Raw genomic sequence first — 18,649 nt, 5'->3', positions numbered from 1 at the left:
AACCGAAAAAGGGAAAAGAGGGGACACGCTACTTTTTTGTCGAATAAAATTATGGTTACGGGGTCAAAACTGACACCGTAAGTAAAAGTTGACCTCTGAGGAGTTACCCTTCCCGCTCAGGTTTTTGGCTTAGTCTTTTTTCTTGACTGCTTTTCTGCCTCCACTGCTACTTCTGCCACTGCTTCCTCTTGAAGAGGATGAACTGGAGGAGGAACTACGAGAGTCTCTGGTAATTCTTCCCCGAGAGGATCCATCGCCTCTCTCGGAGACTCCTCTTTTTACAGTGCCTCCTCCAGAAAATGATTTAAATATTTCTCTTATGGAAGATTTATTTTCCTTTCTCTCACTTCTTGAGTATGGTTGATATTTTCTTAAATTCTCAGGTTCTCTTTCACGACGATCTCTTGATCTAAATTTAGTTCTTGAATCATTAAAAACACTGAATGGATATTCGTTCTTATAATCTCTTTTCTTTATAATTTTTTCTCTTGATGGAACTGAGGCTGAATCATCACTCTTTGGCTCTCTTGTTATTCGAGATGTTTCCGGGATTTCTTTTCTTCTTGAAAATGTATTTTTATCGATTGCATTTTTTTCGGAAGCGGGAAATTCTTCCATTCTTCTGGAAGATCTTTTTTCAATAGTTCTTGATTCATAACCTTTTTCAGGAGAAATTGTGGGCTCATTTCTAAGAAATACTTTTTTCCCTTTGAGAGGTTGAGCCTGAACCTTTCCAAATACTGGTTTAAGGTCAGGTTGATTTTTTGTAACCTGCACTGTGCCGATTTGTTTTATTCTATCCTTGCTTAAAACAGCCTTGGAGATATCTCTTGCCTGGAGCTGGTCTTTTCGAATAAATGTCCATGCTGAAGAATTTGAAGGAATATTGTTGTTATAATTTCTGTAATAAAAATTGTTTATTATTACAACAGGATATCCCCAATAGTCGATAGGACACCAGCCAATCCAGTCATATCCCCAGCCCCAGTATACCCAGGCAGGACCCCATATAGGGGTAGGAATCCAGTACCACCCTAATGAAAGGTTCCAGCCCCATCTTCCATAATGATAAGCAGCCCATCCCCAGGGTTCATAAGGAATCCAGGTCCATCCCCATCGAGGATACCAACCCCATCTTCCCCAATAATAGGGCCTCCATCCATAATAAACACTCACCGGAGTCCACACCCAGCCGTAAGGATTTAAATAGTGCCATCTTCCGTAATAGTCAAATTCCCATTCATAATCGTTTAACTCTGAAGGGAGGTAAGTTCTTCTGTATTTTCTTGCCTGAATCATTTCTTCCCTTGTTCTATTGAAATCTGAAAAACTATCTTCAACAAAAGTAATATAAAAAGGTCTTGAGGTAAATTTCCCATTATAAGTTTCGATTTTCTGATTACTTCTCAAAATATAGGTGCCTTCATAGGAAGAAACTTCAGCCAGTCCATCCAAAACAGAGACTTCTGTATTTCCTTCATAATTTATATCGATTCTATAAAGACCTTCTTTTAGTACATAGACTGTGACATTTTGAGTTGTTATCTCGATTTCCTTCTCATTATAAATATTATTAACTCTTAAGAATGTTCTTCCTGCCCATAATTTTATTGATAACTTTCCATAATCTTCAGAAGGAAAAGAAAGAAAATCAATTTTTGTATCATAATCAAGTCTCAGATAATTTGATCTGCCTAAATAAACTTCAGCTCTTCCATCAGAGGTTCCAATTCTATCACCTTCTACAACAGGCAAATTTATTGAGGCTTCCTCATATCCAAGCTCAGAAGCTCTCTGTATGTAAACATTTCCCTGAATGTAGCTTAGCCTGCCGATTCCACCCTGCATATTGCCAGTGGATTGTTCCTCAGAAAATAGAGTTAATGCAAATATAAATATTATTAATATTATCAACGAAGATAATTTTATGTATTTCATTTTTTCCTCCTTCCATTATAATTTTAAGCAAAAATCATACCATTAAGAAATCCTTATAAATTGTAGATCCTTATCAATTAGTATGTCCACCTTGGAGGACAATTGACCTTAAAATATATTAAAATTAAATACGTTCTCATTAGTTACAGTTTACAGTTCACGATTTACTGTTCGCAGTATTTAAAAGTGTTCCCAACCCTCAGGCTTTAATGGAATCTTTTTCCCATCTTTAATGAGATTTATTCCCTTCTCTTTTTCTTTTATTATGCCAATAATTTTTATTTTTTTTGAGATTTTTTTTATTTTATCTGATTTATTTTTCGAAGAAGTAAAGAGAAGTTCATAATCTTCTCCACCATGGATTGAGTAAAAATATTTATCTTTATTAAGATACTTCGAAAAATATTCAAGTTCTTTGGATACAGGGATTGAATTGAGATAGATATCTGCTCCGCAGGCACTCTCTCTGCACAAATTATGAATATCTTTTGATAATCCATCGCTTAAATCAATCATTGAATTAACCAGATTATTTTTGACTAAATACTTTCCAAGTTTAAGTCGGGGTTCTGGATCAAGATGGGATTTAATGAGTTTATCAGCAATTTTATCTTCACCAAGTCTTTTTCCGGAAATTAACAATTCAAGACCCATTGATGAGTTTCCAAGTTCACCGGATACAAAAATTTTATCCCCAGTTTTTGCTCCTTTTCTCATCGAATATTTTTTACATCTTCCAATAAGAGTTATCGATATAAATATTTTTTCGGATAAGCATATATCTCCTCCGATCAGCTCAATTTTATACTTATCTAATGAAGATTTTATCCCGTTTAGGAAATCTTCAAGCCAATCCCATTCTAATTCTTTAGGAAATCCTCCTCCCAATAAGGCATAAAGAGGTGTTCCTCCCATTGAGGCTACATCAGAAACATTTACTGAAATAGATTTTTTACCCAGGATGAACGGCGGATGAAATTCTTTTTTAAAATGGACATCTTCAATTAATAAATCCTTGGTGATGAGAAAATTATTCTTCCCAAGTCTTAAAACAGACGTATCATCTCCAATACCCACCAGAACATTTTTTGAAGATAATTGAAAATTATTTTTTATCCATTCGATTATTTTTATTTCACCGATTTCCTTTAAAATCATTTAGTGTACTGTCGCATAAATATCTTCGTAAATAGAGAATTTCTCCTAAAGCACACTGAAGGGGCATGGGGAAGGAACTTTCCCGAACATAGGAGGGTGTCGGAATATGTATTCCGCACCCTCCTATATGCACCATTCTGGTGCATGGAAATAGATGATTTAAATTTAAATAAAGACCTTTTACACACTGCCCTTAAGGGCAGTGCTAGGAGCCTTTCGGATAAAAGAGAAGTGATTAATTCTTCTGATATTTCAGTTCTCCGAAAGGCTCCTATGTGCTGCTCAGCGAAGCGTCTAAGGAGATCTTTCTCCCATAGGGAAAGTGTCATGTCACATAAGAATAAAGAAAGATATTTAAGTGACATGACACTAGGAGATTACTTTTTTAAGGGATAACCATCAATAAGGGCATATTTTATAGCTTCTCCAATTTCTCCAACAAATATAAAATTCATTTCCTTTCTGATTTCCTTGGGAATATCCTCGAGGTCTTTTTTATTCTGTTTTGGTAAAATTATATTTTTTATTCCTGCTCTTCTTGCAGCTAATATTTTTTCTTTTATTCCTCCGACTGGAATTACATTTCCCCTCAAAGTGATTTCTCCAGTCATTGCTATATCTCTTTTTACAGGTTTGTTTGTGAAAACAGAGATCAATGAGGCAGCAAGTGTGATACCTGCAGAAGGTCCATCTTTTGGAGTTGCTCCCTCAGGAATATGGACATGGATATCTCTTTCAAAGAAGATATTTTCATCTATGCTAAATTCTTTTGAGTGAGCTTTTGCATAGCTTAAAGCTGCATGAGCTGATTCTTTCATTACGTCTCCAAGAGAGCCGGTGAGTAATAAATTTCCCTTTCCTTTCATTACAGTTGTTTCAACAAAAAGTATGTCTCCCCCATAAGGGGTCCAGGCAACTCCGGTTGCAACTCCAACTTGGTCTTTTTCTAAAAGCATGTCTTTAAATATTTTTGGTGGTCCGAGGTATTTTTCAAGAATACCTGAGGTTATTTTAAATTCACCTTTTTTCCCAGAAGCTATATTCTTGGCTACCTTTCTGCAGACAGAAGCAATTTCTCTCTCCAGGTTTCTAACTCCCGCTTCTCTTGTATAAAGAGAGATAATATTTTTTATGGCGTCATCAGAAAATTTTATCTGATTTTCTTTTAGCCCATTTTCTTTTATCTGTTTTGGTATCAGGTGTCTTTTAGCTATTTCTATTTTTTCTTCTTCTGAATATCCGGGAAGATGAATTACCTCCATTCTATCAAGAAATGCTGGGTGTATTGTATCGAGTATGTTTGCAGTTGTAATGAACATAACCTTTGATAGATCGAATGGCACACCAAGATAGTGATCTCTAAAAGAATGATTCTGTTCAGGGTCTAAAACTTCAAGGAGAGCAGAGGATGGGTCTCCTCTGTAGTCAGCTCCTATTTTATCCACCTCATCCAGCATGAAGACAGGATTGTTTGAGCCAGCCTGTCTTATTCCCTGTACGATCCTTCCTGGAAGAGCTCCAACATAAGTTCTTCTATGTCCTCTGATTTCAGCTTCATCTCTTATCCCGCCTATCGATATTCTTACAAATTTTCTTCCCAAAGCCCTTGCAATGGACTTTCCGAGAGAAGTCTTTCCAACTCCAGGGGGTCCGACAAAACAGAGGATAGGGCCTTTAACTCTGTTTCTCAATTTTCTGACGCTTAACAACTCAACTATCCTTTCTTTTATTTTATCGAGACCATAATGGTCTTCATCAAGAATTTTATGAGCCTTTTCTAAATTAAGGTTGTCCTTTGTGTTCTTTGACCAGGGAAGTTCAAGCATCCATTCAAGATAGTTCCTCAAAACTGCTGTCTCAGCTGAATCAGGATGCATCCTCTCCAATTTTTTTATCTGTCTTTCCACTTCTTCTTTTGCTTCCTTTGGCATTTTTATTTTTTCCAATTTTTCCTTCATGTTCTTTATTTCTTCCTGAATCTCCGATCCTTCTCCAAGTTCTTGCTGGATGGCTTTTAGTTGTTGTCTTAAAAAATATTCCTTCTGGGTTTTATCCATCTCTCCCTTTGCCTGAAGACTTATTTGATGTTGAATTTCTAAAACCCCCAGTTCTTTTTGAAGGAGTTCATGAACTTTTTTTAATCTTTCATTGGGATCGAATAATTCAAGAATCTGTTGAGCTTCGGGCACTTTCAATTCAAGATTTGCAGCTGTAAGGTCTGCCAGCCTCCCTGGGTCATCTAAATTCTGGGCAATTATTAAGATTTCAGGCGATAATGGCTTTCCTAAAGATGCAGCCTTCTCTAAACCTGTTCTTATATTTCTTATAAGGGCTTCTGTTTCCATTGACCACTTTTCTTTTTCTTCCTCAGGAATAAAAGAAATCTTGGCGGAATAAAATGCTTGTGTGTCGTCGAAATATTCTAACTTTGCCCTTAACATTCCCTGAACAAAAATTCTTACTCTTCCATCAGGAAGCTTTAACATCCTTAAGATGCTTCCCACTGTTCCAATATGATAGATTTCATCTAATTTGGGTTCTTCCACCGAAGGATCTTTCTGAGCGAGTAAAAAAAGAAGCCTGTGAGAAACTAAAGACTGGTCAATTGCTTTCTTGGACTTTTCCCTTCCCACATAAAGGGGGATTCCCATAAAAGGAAATACTACTATGTCTCTGAGAAGAAGCACAGGAAGTTCAGGAGGAATCTGAATTTTTTCTCTGTTATTTTCTATCCCGATTTCATCTTTAATTTCTTTTTCTTCTTGCATCTTTCACTCCATCTAATCTAATTTTATTTCAACCTGCCCTTTTTTAGTTTCCTGAAATTTAGTAAATTTTATCGTAAGAATACCATCTTCAAATACAGTCTTTACACCTTCAGAATTCACAGTGACTGGAAGAAAAACTCTTCTTAAAAATCTCCCGTATTCTCGTTCGACAAGAAGATACCAGACTTTAGCATCCTGTTTTAAGGGTTCTTTTTTAACTCCTGATATTTCCAGCTTATTCCCGGTAAGATAAATTTTAATATCCTTTTTGTTTACCCCTGGTAGTTCTATTCTGATTATGAGTTCTTCATTTTTTTCACAGATATCAACGTTAGGAACCCAGGTGACATTTAATATATCGTTAGATTTTTCTACAGGAAAGAATTCTTCAAAAATTTTCATCATCTCAGTTTCGAGCCTTATAATTTCAGAAAACGGAAATATTTTCTTCATAAATCCACCTATTTCTCTTTTAAGAGTTGAGAAAGTTCATCCATAAACTGGTCGACATCTTTAAATTCCCTGTAGACCGATGCAAATCTTACATATGCAACTTTATCCAGCTTTTTTAGCTTTTCCATCACAAATTTACCTATTTCAGAAGTAGAAATCTCTCTTTCCTGTTTTTCCTGCATCATAACCTCTATTTCATTCGCTATTCCCTCTATTATTTTTACAGAAATTGGTCTTTTTTCGCAAGCTTTTCTTATTCCCAGAAGAAGTTTCTGTCTGTTAAACGGCTCTCTTCTTCCATCTTTTTTAATAACCATAAATGGCAATTCTTCTATTTTTTCATAAGTTGTAAACCTTCTTCCACATTTGATGCATTCCCTTCTTCGTCTTATAGTTGTGCCATCTTTTGCTATTCTCGAATCGATTACTTTGTCTTCGATTTCTCCGCAGTGGGGACACTTCATTTTAGAAAATATATTGTTTTAATTTTTTGGTTTTTTCAATGCTTTTAAACTTTGAAATAGACAATCCTTCTTTCCATGAAAAAAGAATACCCAGAAATATTGTTGTTACAACCACAATTATGTGGAGGATTAATGTTATTCCAATCGCTTGATTCTCATCCAGTGAGAACAGGGATACCAGACCAATTTTACTTGCTGCATGAAACCCGCCAACCATTCCTGGTGTGGGAACAGAAGCACCAACGATCAGGATAAGGATGTACGGAAAGGAATAGAAAAATGGAATTTTTATCCCAGTGAAATAGAGAAAGAACCAGTAAGAAAAGGAAATAAAAGTCCATAGAAATATTGAATAAAATATGATAAAGAAAAGATTTTTTTTATTGTAGAAAAAACAATTAATTCCATTAAGAAAATTTTCTCCGATGTTTAATACATTTTGTTTTATTTTTGGGGTGAAAGGTTTCATAAAAAAAAATATTAAAGACCTTAGAAAAGTTTTATTCTTATGGAAAATAAATAGTAGAAAAATTAAAGAAAATACAAGAGAGAAAGCAAAAATGCTTCCTTTCTTGATTATTTTGAATACTTCTTTATCTTTATAGAGGGAATCATTGGCAAAGAGACTCCAGAATAGAAAAGTTCCATACAAAAAAATTGCTGAGATGATATCAAAAAGCCTTTCGACTACAACTGTTCCAAAGGCAAAGCTTTTGTTTATGTTTTCCTTATAGCCGATTAAGACAGGACGAACAACCTCGCCAACTCTTCCAGGGATGGAATAAGATATTGCAAAGCCGATGATAATTGCTGAGAGGAGATTCGAAAATTTAATATTCTCTTTTTGATTAATCAACATATATTTCCACCGAAAAGCTCTTATAACAAAAGAGAGAAAGACAAATAAAATGAAAGAAAGAATTGAAATGGAGGAAATCTTTTTCAGGTGATAATGGACTTCTTTTAAATCCGTGTTTTTAAAAAAGAAAAAGAGCAGAAGCAAGGTAATCAGAAGGGTAAGAAATATTTTTATAAAACTTTTTTTCATGGTGAACTGGATTTTAACATCAGAAGTTGCATTAGTCAATTTTTTAAAGAGAGGCCAACCATCTTCTTAACGATATATCGAAAGGAATCAAAATCTATAAAGAAGTGGAGTGAGCAGGAAGGGTGGCGGAGAAACCGAAGGTTCCTGAAAACCGTCACGAATGCGAAGCGGGATAAGTGAGGGGGAGCGAAGCATGAGTGCTCCTGCACTAACTGTATTTATTCCAAAAAAATTAAGTGATTGAAGGAGAGATATTATGAATTCCTTAATTTATAGCAAACTCATAAAATATTGTTACATGTAGGGCAAGGCTTTAGCCTTGCATTAAGCAACCCCCGAATCAAGTTCGGGGCAGGCTCTAAAGGGTTGCCCTACAATTTATTCAATGCATTTGTATTAGGTAATAATAAGTTAGTGTGGGACGAAGTCACCCTTGCTGGTCACTATATAAAGTATGAGGATAATCATATTCTGAGCGAATGGGATGGTTGGCCTCTCATTTTGTTATTTTATTGTTGATTTTTAAGCGAGAATAATTTATAAAGAGTCTTATCAAAAATGAAAATAATTAATTCTTCGATTTCATTACAGACAAAAGGGTTCTGTGATGTGAAAGATATAACAGAGGAAATTTCAGATCTTGTAAAGAAATATGGAGTAAAGAATGGTCATGTATTAATTTTTGTTGCTGGATCAACAGGTGGATTAACAACCATTGAGTATGAACCAAATTTAATAAAGGATTTTAAGGAAATTATAGAAAAAATTATCCCCAGTTCTAAATCATATCATCATGACAGTACCTGGGGAGATGGAAATGGTTTTTCCCATTTGCGAGCATCTCTAATAGGATCTTCCCTTGTGGTTCCAATATCAGAAGGAAAACTGCTCCTTGGGACATGGCAGCAGATAGTTTTTATTGATTTTGATAATCGGCCCCGAAGAAGAGAGATCAAAGTTCAGATAAGCGGAGAATAAAATTAATCAATTACAGAATTAATACAAAAGCATTAAGTAAGTTGACATAGACATTTAGTGTTGTCATTCCCGCGCAGGCGGGAATCCAGGGTTTCCCACGAAAGTGGGAATCCAGTTCCTTTATGTAGTTCCCCGCTTCCGCGGGGACGACGTCTGGATTCCTGCTTTTGCAGGAATGACGGTAAATGTAACATTGTTAATTTCGTTTGTATTAATTGAGTTTTTTGTTTTAAAGAGAGTGATGAAATGGTTACTTTATTTTTTAAAATCATAGATATAGAAGGAGGAACTAATGGTTGATTTTAGATTAACTGAGGAACAGATAGCATTACAGGAAATGGCAAGAGAATTTGCCTTAAAAGAATTAAGACCGAATGCTGCAAAATATGATGAAAGTGACGAGTTCCCTTGGGAAATTATGAAAAAAGCTTTTGAGGTTGGATTTTTGACATCCTCGATTCCTCAAGAATATGGGGGAGGAGGTCTTTCTACTTTAGATACTGTTATTATATGTGAGGAACTAGCATGGGGTTGTGCAGGGATGTATACATCGATAATGGCAAACTCCCTCGCCCTTACTCCTATTATTCTGTTTGGAAATGATGAGCAAAAAAGGAAATTTTTTACATCATTTACAAAAGAAATGGGCTTTGCCTCTTTTGCATTAACTGAAAGAGAGGCTGGTTCAGACGCTGGAGGAATAGCTACGACTGCCAAAAAAGCAAATGGAGAATATATAATAAACGGTTCAAAATGCTTCATAACAAATGGAGGAGTGTCAAAGCTTTCAGTGGTATTTGCAACAGTCGACAGAACAAGAGGTCCGAGAGGAATTACAGCCTTTATAGTTCCAATGGATACCCCAGGAGTTAAAATTGGAAAAATTGAAAATAAGATGGGACATAGAGCATCAAATACAGCAGAGATATTTTTTGATGATGTAAAAATTCCTGAAGAAAATTTGCTCGGAAAAGAAGGTATGGGATTTCTCGTCGCGATGAAGACCCTTGATAAAGCTCGTCCTTCTGTTGGAGCAGGAGGACTCGGGATTGCAAGAGCAGCCTATGAACATGCCTTAGAATATTCAAAGACAAGAAAGCAATTCGAAAAACCAATCGCTTCTTTTCAACATATTGCTTTTAAACTTTCAGAAATGGCAACCGAGATTAATGCAGCAAGACATCTTGTATATCATTCTGCATGGCTTCTTGATAATGGACTGAAGGCAACAAAAGAAGCTGCGATGGCAAAGTTATTCGCTACAGATGTAGCGATGAAGATTACAGTTGATGCCCTCCAGATATTCGGAGGATATGGATACATGAAAGACTATCCGATGGAAAAACTTGTAAGAGATGCAAAACTTATGCAGATATACGAAGGAACTAATGAAATTCAGAAATATGTGATATCAAGAGAAATACTCGGTCCTTTGAAATAATTTTTAATACAATAAATAAAAATTAATATTTTATTGATAATAAAAAAATTAGATTAATATTTATGTATAATTTTTATGGGGATTTATTTATTAATATTCACTAATGTCTAAAAATGCTTGACAAAATTTTTTAATATGCGTTATAAATTTAATTCATATTATATGTTATTGAAATTTATACTTTTATAGAATTTTAATTTAAAAAAGCGTGGCATTATTTATAAAATTCATGTAAAGGAGGAGGTGCAGTGATGGAGTTTAAAAGTAGATTTAATCAGCTGGCATTCACTATTCTAATTCCTGTTGTCATATTAATACTTTCATTAATTTTATTCTCATCACCAGAGAGGGCGATTGCACAGCAAGAAGCAGAATATGCAGGGATAGAACAATGTGAAATGTGCCATGAGGAAATGGTTAAAGCCTTCAAAGACACAATTCATGGAAAGAAAGGATTTGAACTTCGTTCTGACAAAGCATGCGAAACCTGTCATGGACCTGCTGGTGCTCATGTGGAAGCTGGCGGTGATAAAACAAAAATAAAGTCCGTTGCAGCTCTTACGAGTGAAGAAAAATCCGATATGTGTCTTCAATGCCATGAAAGAGGAAGAAAAATGTTCTGGTTAGGAAGTGCCCATGATGCACGAGGACTTGCCTGTCAGAACTGCCACAGTGTTCATAATGCAAAAGCTGAAAAAGCTCAGCTTGTTAAAGCGAAAGAGACTGAACTCTGCTTTTCATGCCACAAACAGAAAGAATCTCAATTCTACAGAGCATCCCATCATCCAATTAGAGAGGGAAGGGTTAACTGTTCAGACTGCCATAATCCCCATGGAACTCAGACTGCCAAATTAATTGATGCTGATTCAATAACTGAGAAATGTTATGAATGCCATGCTGAAAAAAGAGGTCCTTTTATATGGGAACATGTTCCTGTGAGGGAAGACTGTTCATTATGTCATGAACCTCACGGAACGAATCATCTCAAAATGCTAAAAGCAAAGTTACCTTTTCTCTGTCAGAGATGCCATTCAGACACAAGACACCCTGGCACACTTTACGATCAAACACAGATCCTTTCTAACAGATTATTCAACCGTTCTTGCACAAACTGCCATGCCTTAATTCATGGCTCTAATCATCCTTCTGGAAAGACATTTTTAAGGTAATGGAGGTGTGAAATGAGGAAATTATTAAATTTAATATTAATTTTTGGAATTATTTTTGGTTTGTCAATTTTGCCAGTTTCAGCAGAAGAAAAAGAGAAAGAAGAGGTAAAGGTAAAGGGCAGAGCTGTAACAGGAGCAGAAGATATTCAGACAGATGCTAAATCTTCAAAGTACTATGAATATAGAGATGTTCCAAGAGGATTCTATTTCAATCTTTTTGACTTAACCGTTGAAAGAGGAGACAGATATTTAAATTTCTATGCAAACAGGATAAGGCAGAAGGATGGAAAATATGGATTCTCATTAGGAGATTATGGAAAATATAATGTAGACTTTGAATGGGATAAGATTCCCCACAGGTTCAGCTTTGAAGGAAAGACTCTTTATGGGGAACTCAAACCAGGTGTTTATACATTATCAGACCAGATTCAGTTGGACGCTCAGAATGCTGTTGGAGATGGCGGACTGAATGCGCTCAGGTATATTGGAAAAGCAAGGACTCTGATTTCAGACTTTCTAACAGGAGCCCATGATGTTGGACTTGGGCTTATCAGAAACAAGGGAACATTAGACCTTACCTACAATCCATCCGTTCCTTTAAGCATTAACTTTAATGCTTCAAGAGAGGCAAGAAAAGGCACACGACCTATTGGAGCTTCATTTGGATTCAGCCATGTTGTGGAAGTTCAAGAGCCTATTGATTATAATACTACAAATGTAGATGCGAACTTAGAATATTCAAAACAATGGGGAACACTCCGGGCAGGATATTATGCTTCTACATTTGAAAATGATATTCAGACTTTAATTTGGGATAACCCATATAGAATTACTGATCAAAGTTATCACGCTCCCGTAGGTGCGTATGTATGGGGAAATGGAAGTGTAAGAGGACAGATGGCTCTGATGCCTTCAAATTCAGCTCAAAAATTCTACATCAATAGTTCCTTTAAGTTATTAAAATCAACGAGATTGAATGGTTCAATTTCCTATGGCTCATTCTCTCAAAATGAAAAACTTCTTCCCTATACAATAAATACAGCGATAGTACATGAATACTCAGGCGCTTTAAATTCTCCTGCTGACACAGCCAATGCAAAAGCAAATATAACATCGATGGATTTTACCCTTATATCAAAAATTATTAAAAACGTATATTTGAATGCTGGATATAGATACTACAATTTTGACAATCAAACTCATGAATTGCATCTTCCCGGTTATTCAAGGTTTGATCAGGTTTGGGAAGAGGTTCCGGTGTCAGTTGAGCCATATAAATTTGTACAATCAAGATATTTTGGGGATTTATCGTTTAATCTGATAAAAAACACTTCGTTCAAAGTTGGTTACTCCTTTTACAGCATTGAAAGAAAATTAGGAGAAGAAGATGAGGGAAAGAGCGATGAAGGAACATTAAAAGCTTCTATTGACAGCAATTTAACTGACTGGCTTCTTTTAAGAGTCTCTTATCTAAGCGCTAAAAGAGAATGGTCTTTAGAGGGCAAAAAAGATCTTTATCTTCTCAGACTTCCGGGAAGCTTTAATTTCAGAAGATACCATGAAGCGAATAGAGACAGAGAAGGAATTAATTTCCTGGTTGGAATTTCACCAATTAAAAACCTTGATTTTTCAGCTTCATATATGTCAGGAAAAGATAAATATCCAAAGTCTGATTATGGATTAAAAACAGATGACTTTTCGTTGTATTCTTTTGATTTGTCATATTCTATTGGGGCAAATTCTGCAATTTATGGGTTTTATTCGAGAGAAGAATATAAAGGTTATCAGGGTGCAAGACAAACTGCCAACCCTCCCTATGATAAGATTTCTGCAAGTACTCTCAACGACTGGTTTGCAACCTTAAAAGATACAGTAGATACTTTTGGTGGAGGTTTAAATACATATCTAAAAAAGGATAAAATTAATTTTGACCTTTCCTATACATATTCAAAGGCTGATGGAACTTCTGATTTATATTCACCTCCTGGAAGAGAAGGAACAGGACCTGATTTAGCAGCAAATTTCACAAAGAAAATTGACACAACAACGCTTCAAACTATCAGAGCAAGATTACTTTGGAAACTAAGACCCCGTTTCTCAGTTGCTTTAGGGTACTGGTATGAACAGTACGACCTTGAAGACATTACAAGAAATGACTGGAAAGTCGACATGCTTGCTACAGGTTATGCCCTTTATTTGGGAGCCCTTGAACCAGCATATAAATATCATGTTGCATTTCTTACATTCATTTGTAGCTGGTAATTAGAAACAGTGAACCGTAAAGCGTGAATAGTAAATAGTAGACAGAAACCAGTAAAAAGAAAAAATAGAAGGCAGGAGTAAATCTTCTGCCTTTTTTATTTTTAGGGAGTTAAGATTGCGTTTAAATTTTTCGAGAGGCCAATCATCCTCTTCGCTCAGAAGATGATTGCCCTCTCTCAATATAGGAGTGACATTTGACTAAAAAAGTTAATTTATATATATAAAAAAGTGAATGGAGATGAAGTTTGGCTGAGGATAAGAAACGTTTAATGGATAAAAAAAAAGATTGGGAGAGAAAAAACCTTGAGCCATACGTTAAATCGTCTCCTGAAAGACAAAAAGAATTTACATCCGTTTCAGGAAGGAAAATCAAAAGACTTTATACACCCCTCGACCTTGATAATTTCTCATATTTAGAAAAATTAGGATTTCCTGGAGAATATCCTTTTACAAGGGGAATTCATCCAACGTTATATAGAGGAAAATTGTGGACAATGCGGCAATTCTCAGGATTTGGAAGTCCTGAGGATACAAATAAGAGATATAAATATTTACTCTCTCAAGGTCAGACAGGTTTGTCTGTAGCATTTGACCTTCCTACATTAATGGGAGTCGATGCAGACCATCCCCTTGCCACAGGTGAGATTGGAAAGTGCGGAGTGGCAATTTCATCATTAAGAGATATGGAAGTTCTTTTTGATGGAATAAACCTGGGAGAAATATCCACATCGATGACAATCAATGCTCCTGCAGCAGTTCTCTGGGCTATGTACATAGCAGTTGCGGAAAAACAGGGTGTAAGCCCGAAAGTTATAAGAGGAACCATTCAAAACGATATCCTTAAAGAATACATAGCTCAGAAAGAATATGTTTTTCCGCCAGAGCCATCGATGAAGCTTGTTGTGGATACATTTGAATTTGGTTCTAAAGAAGTTCCTCAGTGGAATACAATTTCTATCTCCGGATATCATATAAGAGAAGCAGGAGCAACTGCAGTTCAGGAACTGGCCTTCACATTGAGAGATGGCATTGAGTATGTAGAATGGGCAATAAAAAGAGGACTTAATGTAGATGAGTTTGCACCGAGGTTATCATTTTTCTTCAATTCTCATAATGACTTTTTTGAAGAGATTGCAAAATTCAGGGCAGCGAGGAGAATGTGGGCAAAAATAATGAAAGAAAGATTTAAAGCAAAAAATGAGAGATCCTGGTGGTTGAGGTTTCACACGCAGACCTCTGGTGTATCGCTTATGGCACAACAACCTTATAACAACATAGTAAGGGTCGCAATTCAGGCTTTAGCTGCAGTTTTAGGTGGCACCCAGTCTCTTCATACAAATTCAATGGATGAAACTTATGCCCTTCCCGCAGAACAGGCAGTAACCATAGCATTGAGAACTCAGCAGATTTTAGCCTATGAAAGTGGAGTTGCAAACACAATTGACCCTTTAGGTGGATCCTATTACATGGAAAAAATAACTGATGAGATTGAAGAAAAGGCAAATGAATACATTAAGAAAATTGATGATTTAGGAGGGATGGTTAGAGCAATTGAAGCTGGCTTCCCTCAAAGAGAAATTCAAGAGAGCTCATACTGGTACCAGAAAGCTGTGGAAAGAAAAGAGAAAATAATCGTTGGAGTTAATGAATTTATTATGGAAAATGAAAAAATACCAACTCTTGTTGTGGATGAGGCAGTGGTAGAACATCAACTTCAAAGATTAAAAGATGTAAAAAACGAGAGGAATACATCTTATGTAAAAGAAAATCTTGAAACATTGAAGAAAGCTGCCATTGATAATGAAAATTTAATGCCTTATATCTTGAAATGTGTTAAATCTTATGCCACATTGGGAGAAATAATGGATTCCTTGAGAGAAATATGGGGGGGCTATCAGGAGCCGATACAGTTTTAAATGAAAAAGAAAAGAGTAGACAGTGAAGAGAAGAAATTTTAAAAATAGATAGAATGGAAAGAAAGATTAGAGTTTTAATTGCTAAACCTGGTCTTGATGGTCATGATAGAGGAGCAAAAGTTGTTGCCCGTGCTCTGAGAGATGCAGGAATGGAAGTTATTTATACAGGTTTGAGACAGACTCCAGAACAGATTGTTAGTTCAGCTCTTCAGGAGGATGTTGATGTAATTGGCTTGAGTATTCTTTCAGGAGCTCATAATTATCTTTTCCCAAAAATTATGGATTTATTAAAAGAAAAGGAGATGGAGGATGTTTTAGTTTTTGCAGGCGGAATAATTCCAGAGGATGATATCCCCTACCTTAAAAGTATTGGAATCGAGGAAATTTTTTTACCAGGGTCATCAACAGAAGATATTATTAAAGCTATAAAAACCAGAATAGAGGAAAAAAGGAAAAAAGAAAAATCATAGTGTGCTGTCCCATAAATATCTTAAATTACAAACAGCTTCTCATGAAGCACACTGAAGGAGTATGGGGAAGGTACTTCCTCCCGAGACCAATGGCTCGGGAGGGGGTGCTCAGCGGAGCGTCTAAGGAGATCTTTCTCCCATAGGGAAAGTGTCGTGTCACAAAAGAATAATGAAAGAAATTTAAGTGACACGACAATAGGAGGAAATATGGTAAAGGCAGATATAATTAATAAGATTATTTCAGAGGCTGAGATAGAAAAAAAATATATAGTATCAGGAGTAAATAATATAATTGAGATAATGAGAGAAACCTTGAAAACAGGAGAGAAAATTGAATTAAGGGGGTTTGGAGTGTTTAAAGTTGTAGCGAAAAAGACCGGAATCGGAAGAAATTTACAAAATAACACTCCTTTAGAACTTAAAGAAGGAAAAAGAATTAAGTTTAAAAGTGGGAAAAATCTCAAGAAAATATAGAAATTAATTCCTTTTATAAAATAGATTAAAAATCATTTTTCATAACATTTATGAATTTAGAGGCAATAATGAAGATATTGAAAGTTAACAGTTTTAATTTTAGAGAACAAATTTTAAATTCTGAAAGATTAGTTTTGGTTGAATTTGGGGCAGAGTGGTGTCCTCCATGTAAAAGACAGAGGCCAGTTTTAGAAGAAATCGCTGAGGAGTATAAAGAAAAAATTATCGTGGGAATTCTTGATGTTGGTGAATCTCCTGAAATAGCTGAAGAATACAGTGTTATAAACGTTCCTCAGATATTGGTTTTTAAAAAAGGAGAGAGAGTATCGACACTTTCAGGATTCCAGCCCAAATCGAAACTCATTTCTGTGATTTCCAACCTGACTTAATCAGGAAGGAATAGGGGTCAAATCTTCATTGCTCATCTGAGATTACTTATTATATTTCGTAGAAGTTAAAGAGGGCGGAAAGAACCATGCTCCCTCAGCATTCGTGACGGTTTTCAGGAACCTTCGGTTTCTTGGCCACCTTCCTGGTCTTAAATCCTTGGCTCAGAAGATGGTTGGCTTCTTAACTTAAATAATGAAGATCTGACCCCTTGTAACTTATGTATTAAATTTGGAGAAAAACTTTCTTTCTGGTATATTAGAAAATTTCTGATTGCTGTATTTAAGATTTAATTAATAATATTAATTTAGTTTAAAGTTTTAACAGGGAGGAAATGATGGCAAAGATTGAAGAGAAAGAAATACTTGTTTTCAGGAGTGATAAAGTAATACAAACGAATTAAATAAATTGACATGTAGGGCAAGGCTTTAGCCTTGCATTAAGCAACCCCCGAATCAAGTTCGGGGCAGGCTCTGAAGGGTTGCCCTACAAATTATTTATTGCTTTTGTATTAGTTAATTGAGCAGTTACCTGAAAGAATAAAATTGAAAGAAAGAGTTAATTTTACAAAAATTGATCTTTTGATGATTACAATAATGTTAATCTGGGGGTTGAATCTTTCATTAATTAAATATTCCCTTATAGAGATGAACCCACTTTCGTTTAATGGAATTCGATTGATTTTAGCATCTTTTTCTCTTCTTTTCTTTACTTATATTTTCGAAAAAAATTTAAAGGTTCAAAAAGAGGATTTTATAAAGATTATTTTTATAGGAGTTGTAAGCCATACTGTTTATCAATTTGTTTTTATAAACGGAATTAACAAAACAACTGCTTCTAATACCTCAATTATTCTTGCAACATCTCCAATTTTTGTTTCTCTTCTCAGTTCGTTTTACAAACATGAAAAGACTCACTGGCTTGGATGGATAGGAATTTTTGTCTCTTTTTTTGGAGTATATTTAATAATCCTTGGAAAATCAGGTGGGTTTAAAATTTCTTCATCTTATTTTAAGGGTGATGTGTTAATATTGTTGGCATCGATTCTCTGGTCATATTACACAGTTTCCTGCCGTCCTTTGTTGAAAAGATATTCACCCCTGAAACTTACTGCAATTACAATGGGAATCGGCACTCTATTTTTTATTCCTGTGTCAATGAAGGATATGCGGAATATTCACTGGCAAAGTATTTCATTAAAGGCTTATGGAGGACTTCTATACTCAACTTTCCTTGCTATAGTCTTTGCTTTTGTCATATGGTATTATTCTGTTCAAAAGGTTGGAAATAGCAGAACTGCAATTTATTCTTATCTTCAGCCTGTTTTTGCGGTGATTTTTGCTTTTTTACTTCTTTCAGAAAGATTGACATTAATACAGTTTTTAGGGGCTTTAATAATATTTATCGGAATATATTTAGCTAAAGTGGGATATAATTCCTTAGGGACATAATAGTTTAGTCAGCAAAGAATAAGAAGTCAACCATCCCCTTTACTCAGAAGTTTTAGAGTGATCAGCAAGGGTGACTTCAAAAACACGCTGTATTTTCCCCAGCGAGGAAAATAACAGCTCGGCACTCATGCTTCGCTCTTCTCTCCCGATATCCATCGGGAGAGAAACCATGCCCGCTCCGCATTCGTGACGGTTTTCTCCGCCACCCTTCCTGCTCACTCTTTTATGTTCAGTGTTTAGAATTTGCTGTTTCTTAGGTATTTAGATGCTCG

16 protein-coding genes are annotated in these 18,649 nt (G+C 35.5%); 10 read left to right on the top strand and 6 right to left on the bottom strand.

All coding sequences use genetic code 11. The annotated features are described in order from the left end of the window. Nucleotides 1-129: 129 nt before the first annotated feature. A complete protein-coding gene (locus AB1410_01790) occupies nucleotides 130-1,938 on the bottom strand; it encodes a DUF6600 domain-containing protein (protein ID MEW6455433.1) in 1,809 nt (602 codons plus the stop codon). Nucleotides 1,939-2,118: 180 nt separating this feature from the next. Beyond that, nucleotides 2,119-3,096, bottom strand: coding sequence for a thiamine-phosphate kinase (gene thiL / locus AB1410_01785; GenBank protein MEW6455432.1), 978 nt, complete (start codon nucleotides 3,094-3,096; stop codon nucleotides 2,119-2,121). A 96-nt stretch (nucleotides 3,097-3,192) separates the two neighbouring features. Here thiL and AB1410_01780 point away from each other — a divergent pair, with 96 nt between their 5' ends. Continuing rightward, nucleotides 3,193-3,492, top strand: a complete 300-nt coding sequence (locus AB1410_01780) for a hypothetical protein (protein MEW6455431.1) — start codon at nucleotides 3,193-3,195, stop codon at nucleotides 3,490-3,492. On the opposite strand, the gene lon is transcribed toward AB1410_01780, so the two are convergent. The 4 genes from lon to AB1410_01760 are packed head-to-tail and all read right to left on the bottom strand — an operon-like array spanning nucleotide 3,474 to nucleotide 7,829. Beyond that, on the bottom strand, nucleotides 3,474-5,864 hold the full coding sequence (lon, locus tag AB1410_01775; GenBank protein ID MEW6455430.1) for an endopeptidase La: 2,391 nt from the start codon (nucleotides 5,862-5,864) through the stop codon (nucleotides 3,474-3,476). The two genes, AB1410_01780 and lon, sit on opposite strands and share 19 nt — an antisense overlap. A 12-nt stretch (nucleotides 5,865-5,876) precedes the next feature. Beyond that, on the bottom strand, nucleotides 5,877-6,317 hold the full coding sequence (locus tag AB1410_01770) for an Hsp20/alpha crystallin family protein (protein MEW6455429.1): 441 nt from the start codon (nucleotides 6,315-6,317) through the stop codon (nucleotides 5,877-5,879). Nucleotides 6,318-6,325: 8 nt separating this feature from the next. After that, the gene (nrdR, locus tag AB1410_01765; GenBank protein MEW6455428.1) at nucleotides 6,326-6,781 is read right to left on the bottom strand and encodes a transcriptional regulator NrdR; all 456 of its coding nucleotides are present in this window, start codon (nucleotides 6,779-6,781) and stop codon (nucleotides 6,326-6,328) included. Between the two features lies 1 nt (nucleotide 6,782). Further along, nucleotides 6,783-7,829 (bottom strand): lysylphosphatidylglycerol synthase transmembrane domain-containing protein, encoded by a 1,047-nt coding sequence (locus tag AB1410_01760; GenBank protein ID MEW6455427.1) that lies wholly within the window; start codon nucleotides 7,827-7,829, stop codon nucleotides 6,783-6,785. 558 nt (nucleotides 7,830-8,387) lie between these two features. Here AB1410_01760 and AB1410_01755 point away from each other — a divergent pair. The 9 genes from AB1410_01755 (at nucleotide 8,388) to AB1410_01715 (ending at nucleotide 18,377) form a co-directional block, all read left to right on the top strand. Continuing rightward, nucleotides 8,388-8,807 carry a secondary thiamine-phosphate synthase enzyme YjbQ gene (locus tag AB1410_01755; GenBank protein ID MEW6455426.1) on the top strand — a complete coding sequence of 140 codons (420 nt, stop codon included), beginning with the start codon at nucleotides 8,388-8,390 and terminating at the stop codon, nucleotides 8,805-8,807. 292 nt (nucleotides 8,808-9,099) lie between these two features. Continuing rightward, nucleotides 9,100-10,248 carry an acyl-CoA dehydrogenase family protein gene (locus AB1410_01750; GenBank protein ID MEW6455425.1) on the top strand — a complete coding sequence of 383 codons (1,149 nt, stop codon included), beginning with the start codon at nucleotides 9,100-9,102 and terminating at the stop codon, nucleotides 10,246-10,248. A gap of 251 nt (nucleotides 10,249-10,499) precedes the next feature. After that, nucleotides 10,500-11,417, top strand: a complete 918-nt coding sequence (locus AB1410_01745; protein ID MEW6455424.1) for a DmsE family decaheme c-type cytochrome — start codon at nucleotides 10,500-10,502, stop codon at nucleotides 11,415-11,417. Between the two features lie 12 nt (nucleotides 11,418-11,429). Next, on the top strand, nucleotides 11,430-13,679 hold the full coding sequence (locus AB1410_01740; GenBank protein ID MEW6455423.1) for an MtrB/PioB family decaheme-associated outer membrane protein: 2,250 nt from the start codon (nucleotides 11,430-11,432) through the stop codon (nucleotides 13,677-13,679). Nucleotides 13,680-13,948: 269 nt separating this feature from the next. Continuing rightward, a complete protein-coding gene (locus AB1410_01735; protein MEW6455422.1) occupies nucleotides 13,949-15,595 on the top strand; it encodes a methylmalonyl-CoA mutase family protein in 1,647 nt (548 codons plus the stop codon). A gap of 53 nt (nucleotides 15,596-15,648) precedes the next feature. Then, on the top strand, nucleotides 15,649-16,065 hold the full coding sequence (locus AB1410_01730) for a cobalamin B12-binding domain-containing protein (GenBank protein ID MEW6455421.1): 417 nt from the start codon (nucleotides 15,649-15,651) through the stop codon (nucleotides 16,063-16,065). 207 nt (nucleotides 16,066-16,272) lie between these two features. Then, nucleotides 16,273-16,539 (top strand): HU family DNA-binding protein, encoded by a 267-nt coding sequence (locus tag AB1410_01725; GenBank protein MEW6455420.1) that lies wholly within the window; start codon nucleotides 16,273-16,275, stop codon nucleotides 16,537-16,539. Between the two features lie 68 nt (nucleotides 16,540-16,607). After that, complete coding sequence (locus AB1410_01720; GenBank protein MEW6455419.1) at nucleotides 16,608-16,928, top strand: thioredoxin domain-containing protein; 321 nt, start codon at nucleotides 16,608-16,610, stop codon at nucleotides 16,926-16,928. A gap of 543 nt (nucleotides 16,929-17,471) precedes the next feature. Then, nucleotides 17,472-18,377, top strand: a complete 906-nt coding sequence (locus AB1410_01715; GenBank protein MEW6455418.1) for a DMT family transporter — start codon at nucleotides 17,472-17,474, stop codon at nucleotides 18,375-18,377. Nucleotides 18,378-18,649 lie beyond the last annotated feature (272 nt).

It is taken from the genome of Acidobacteriota bacterium (genome assembly GCA_040756905.1).
GTDB lineage: Bacteria > Acidobacteriota > Aminicenantia > JBFLYD01 > JBFLYD01 > JBFLYD01.
The sequence above is the reverse complement of the archived record's forward strand: the minus strand, read 5'-3'. Positions and strand labels throughout refer to the sequence as shown.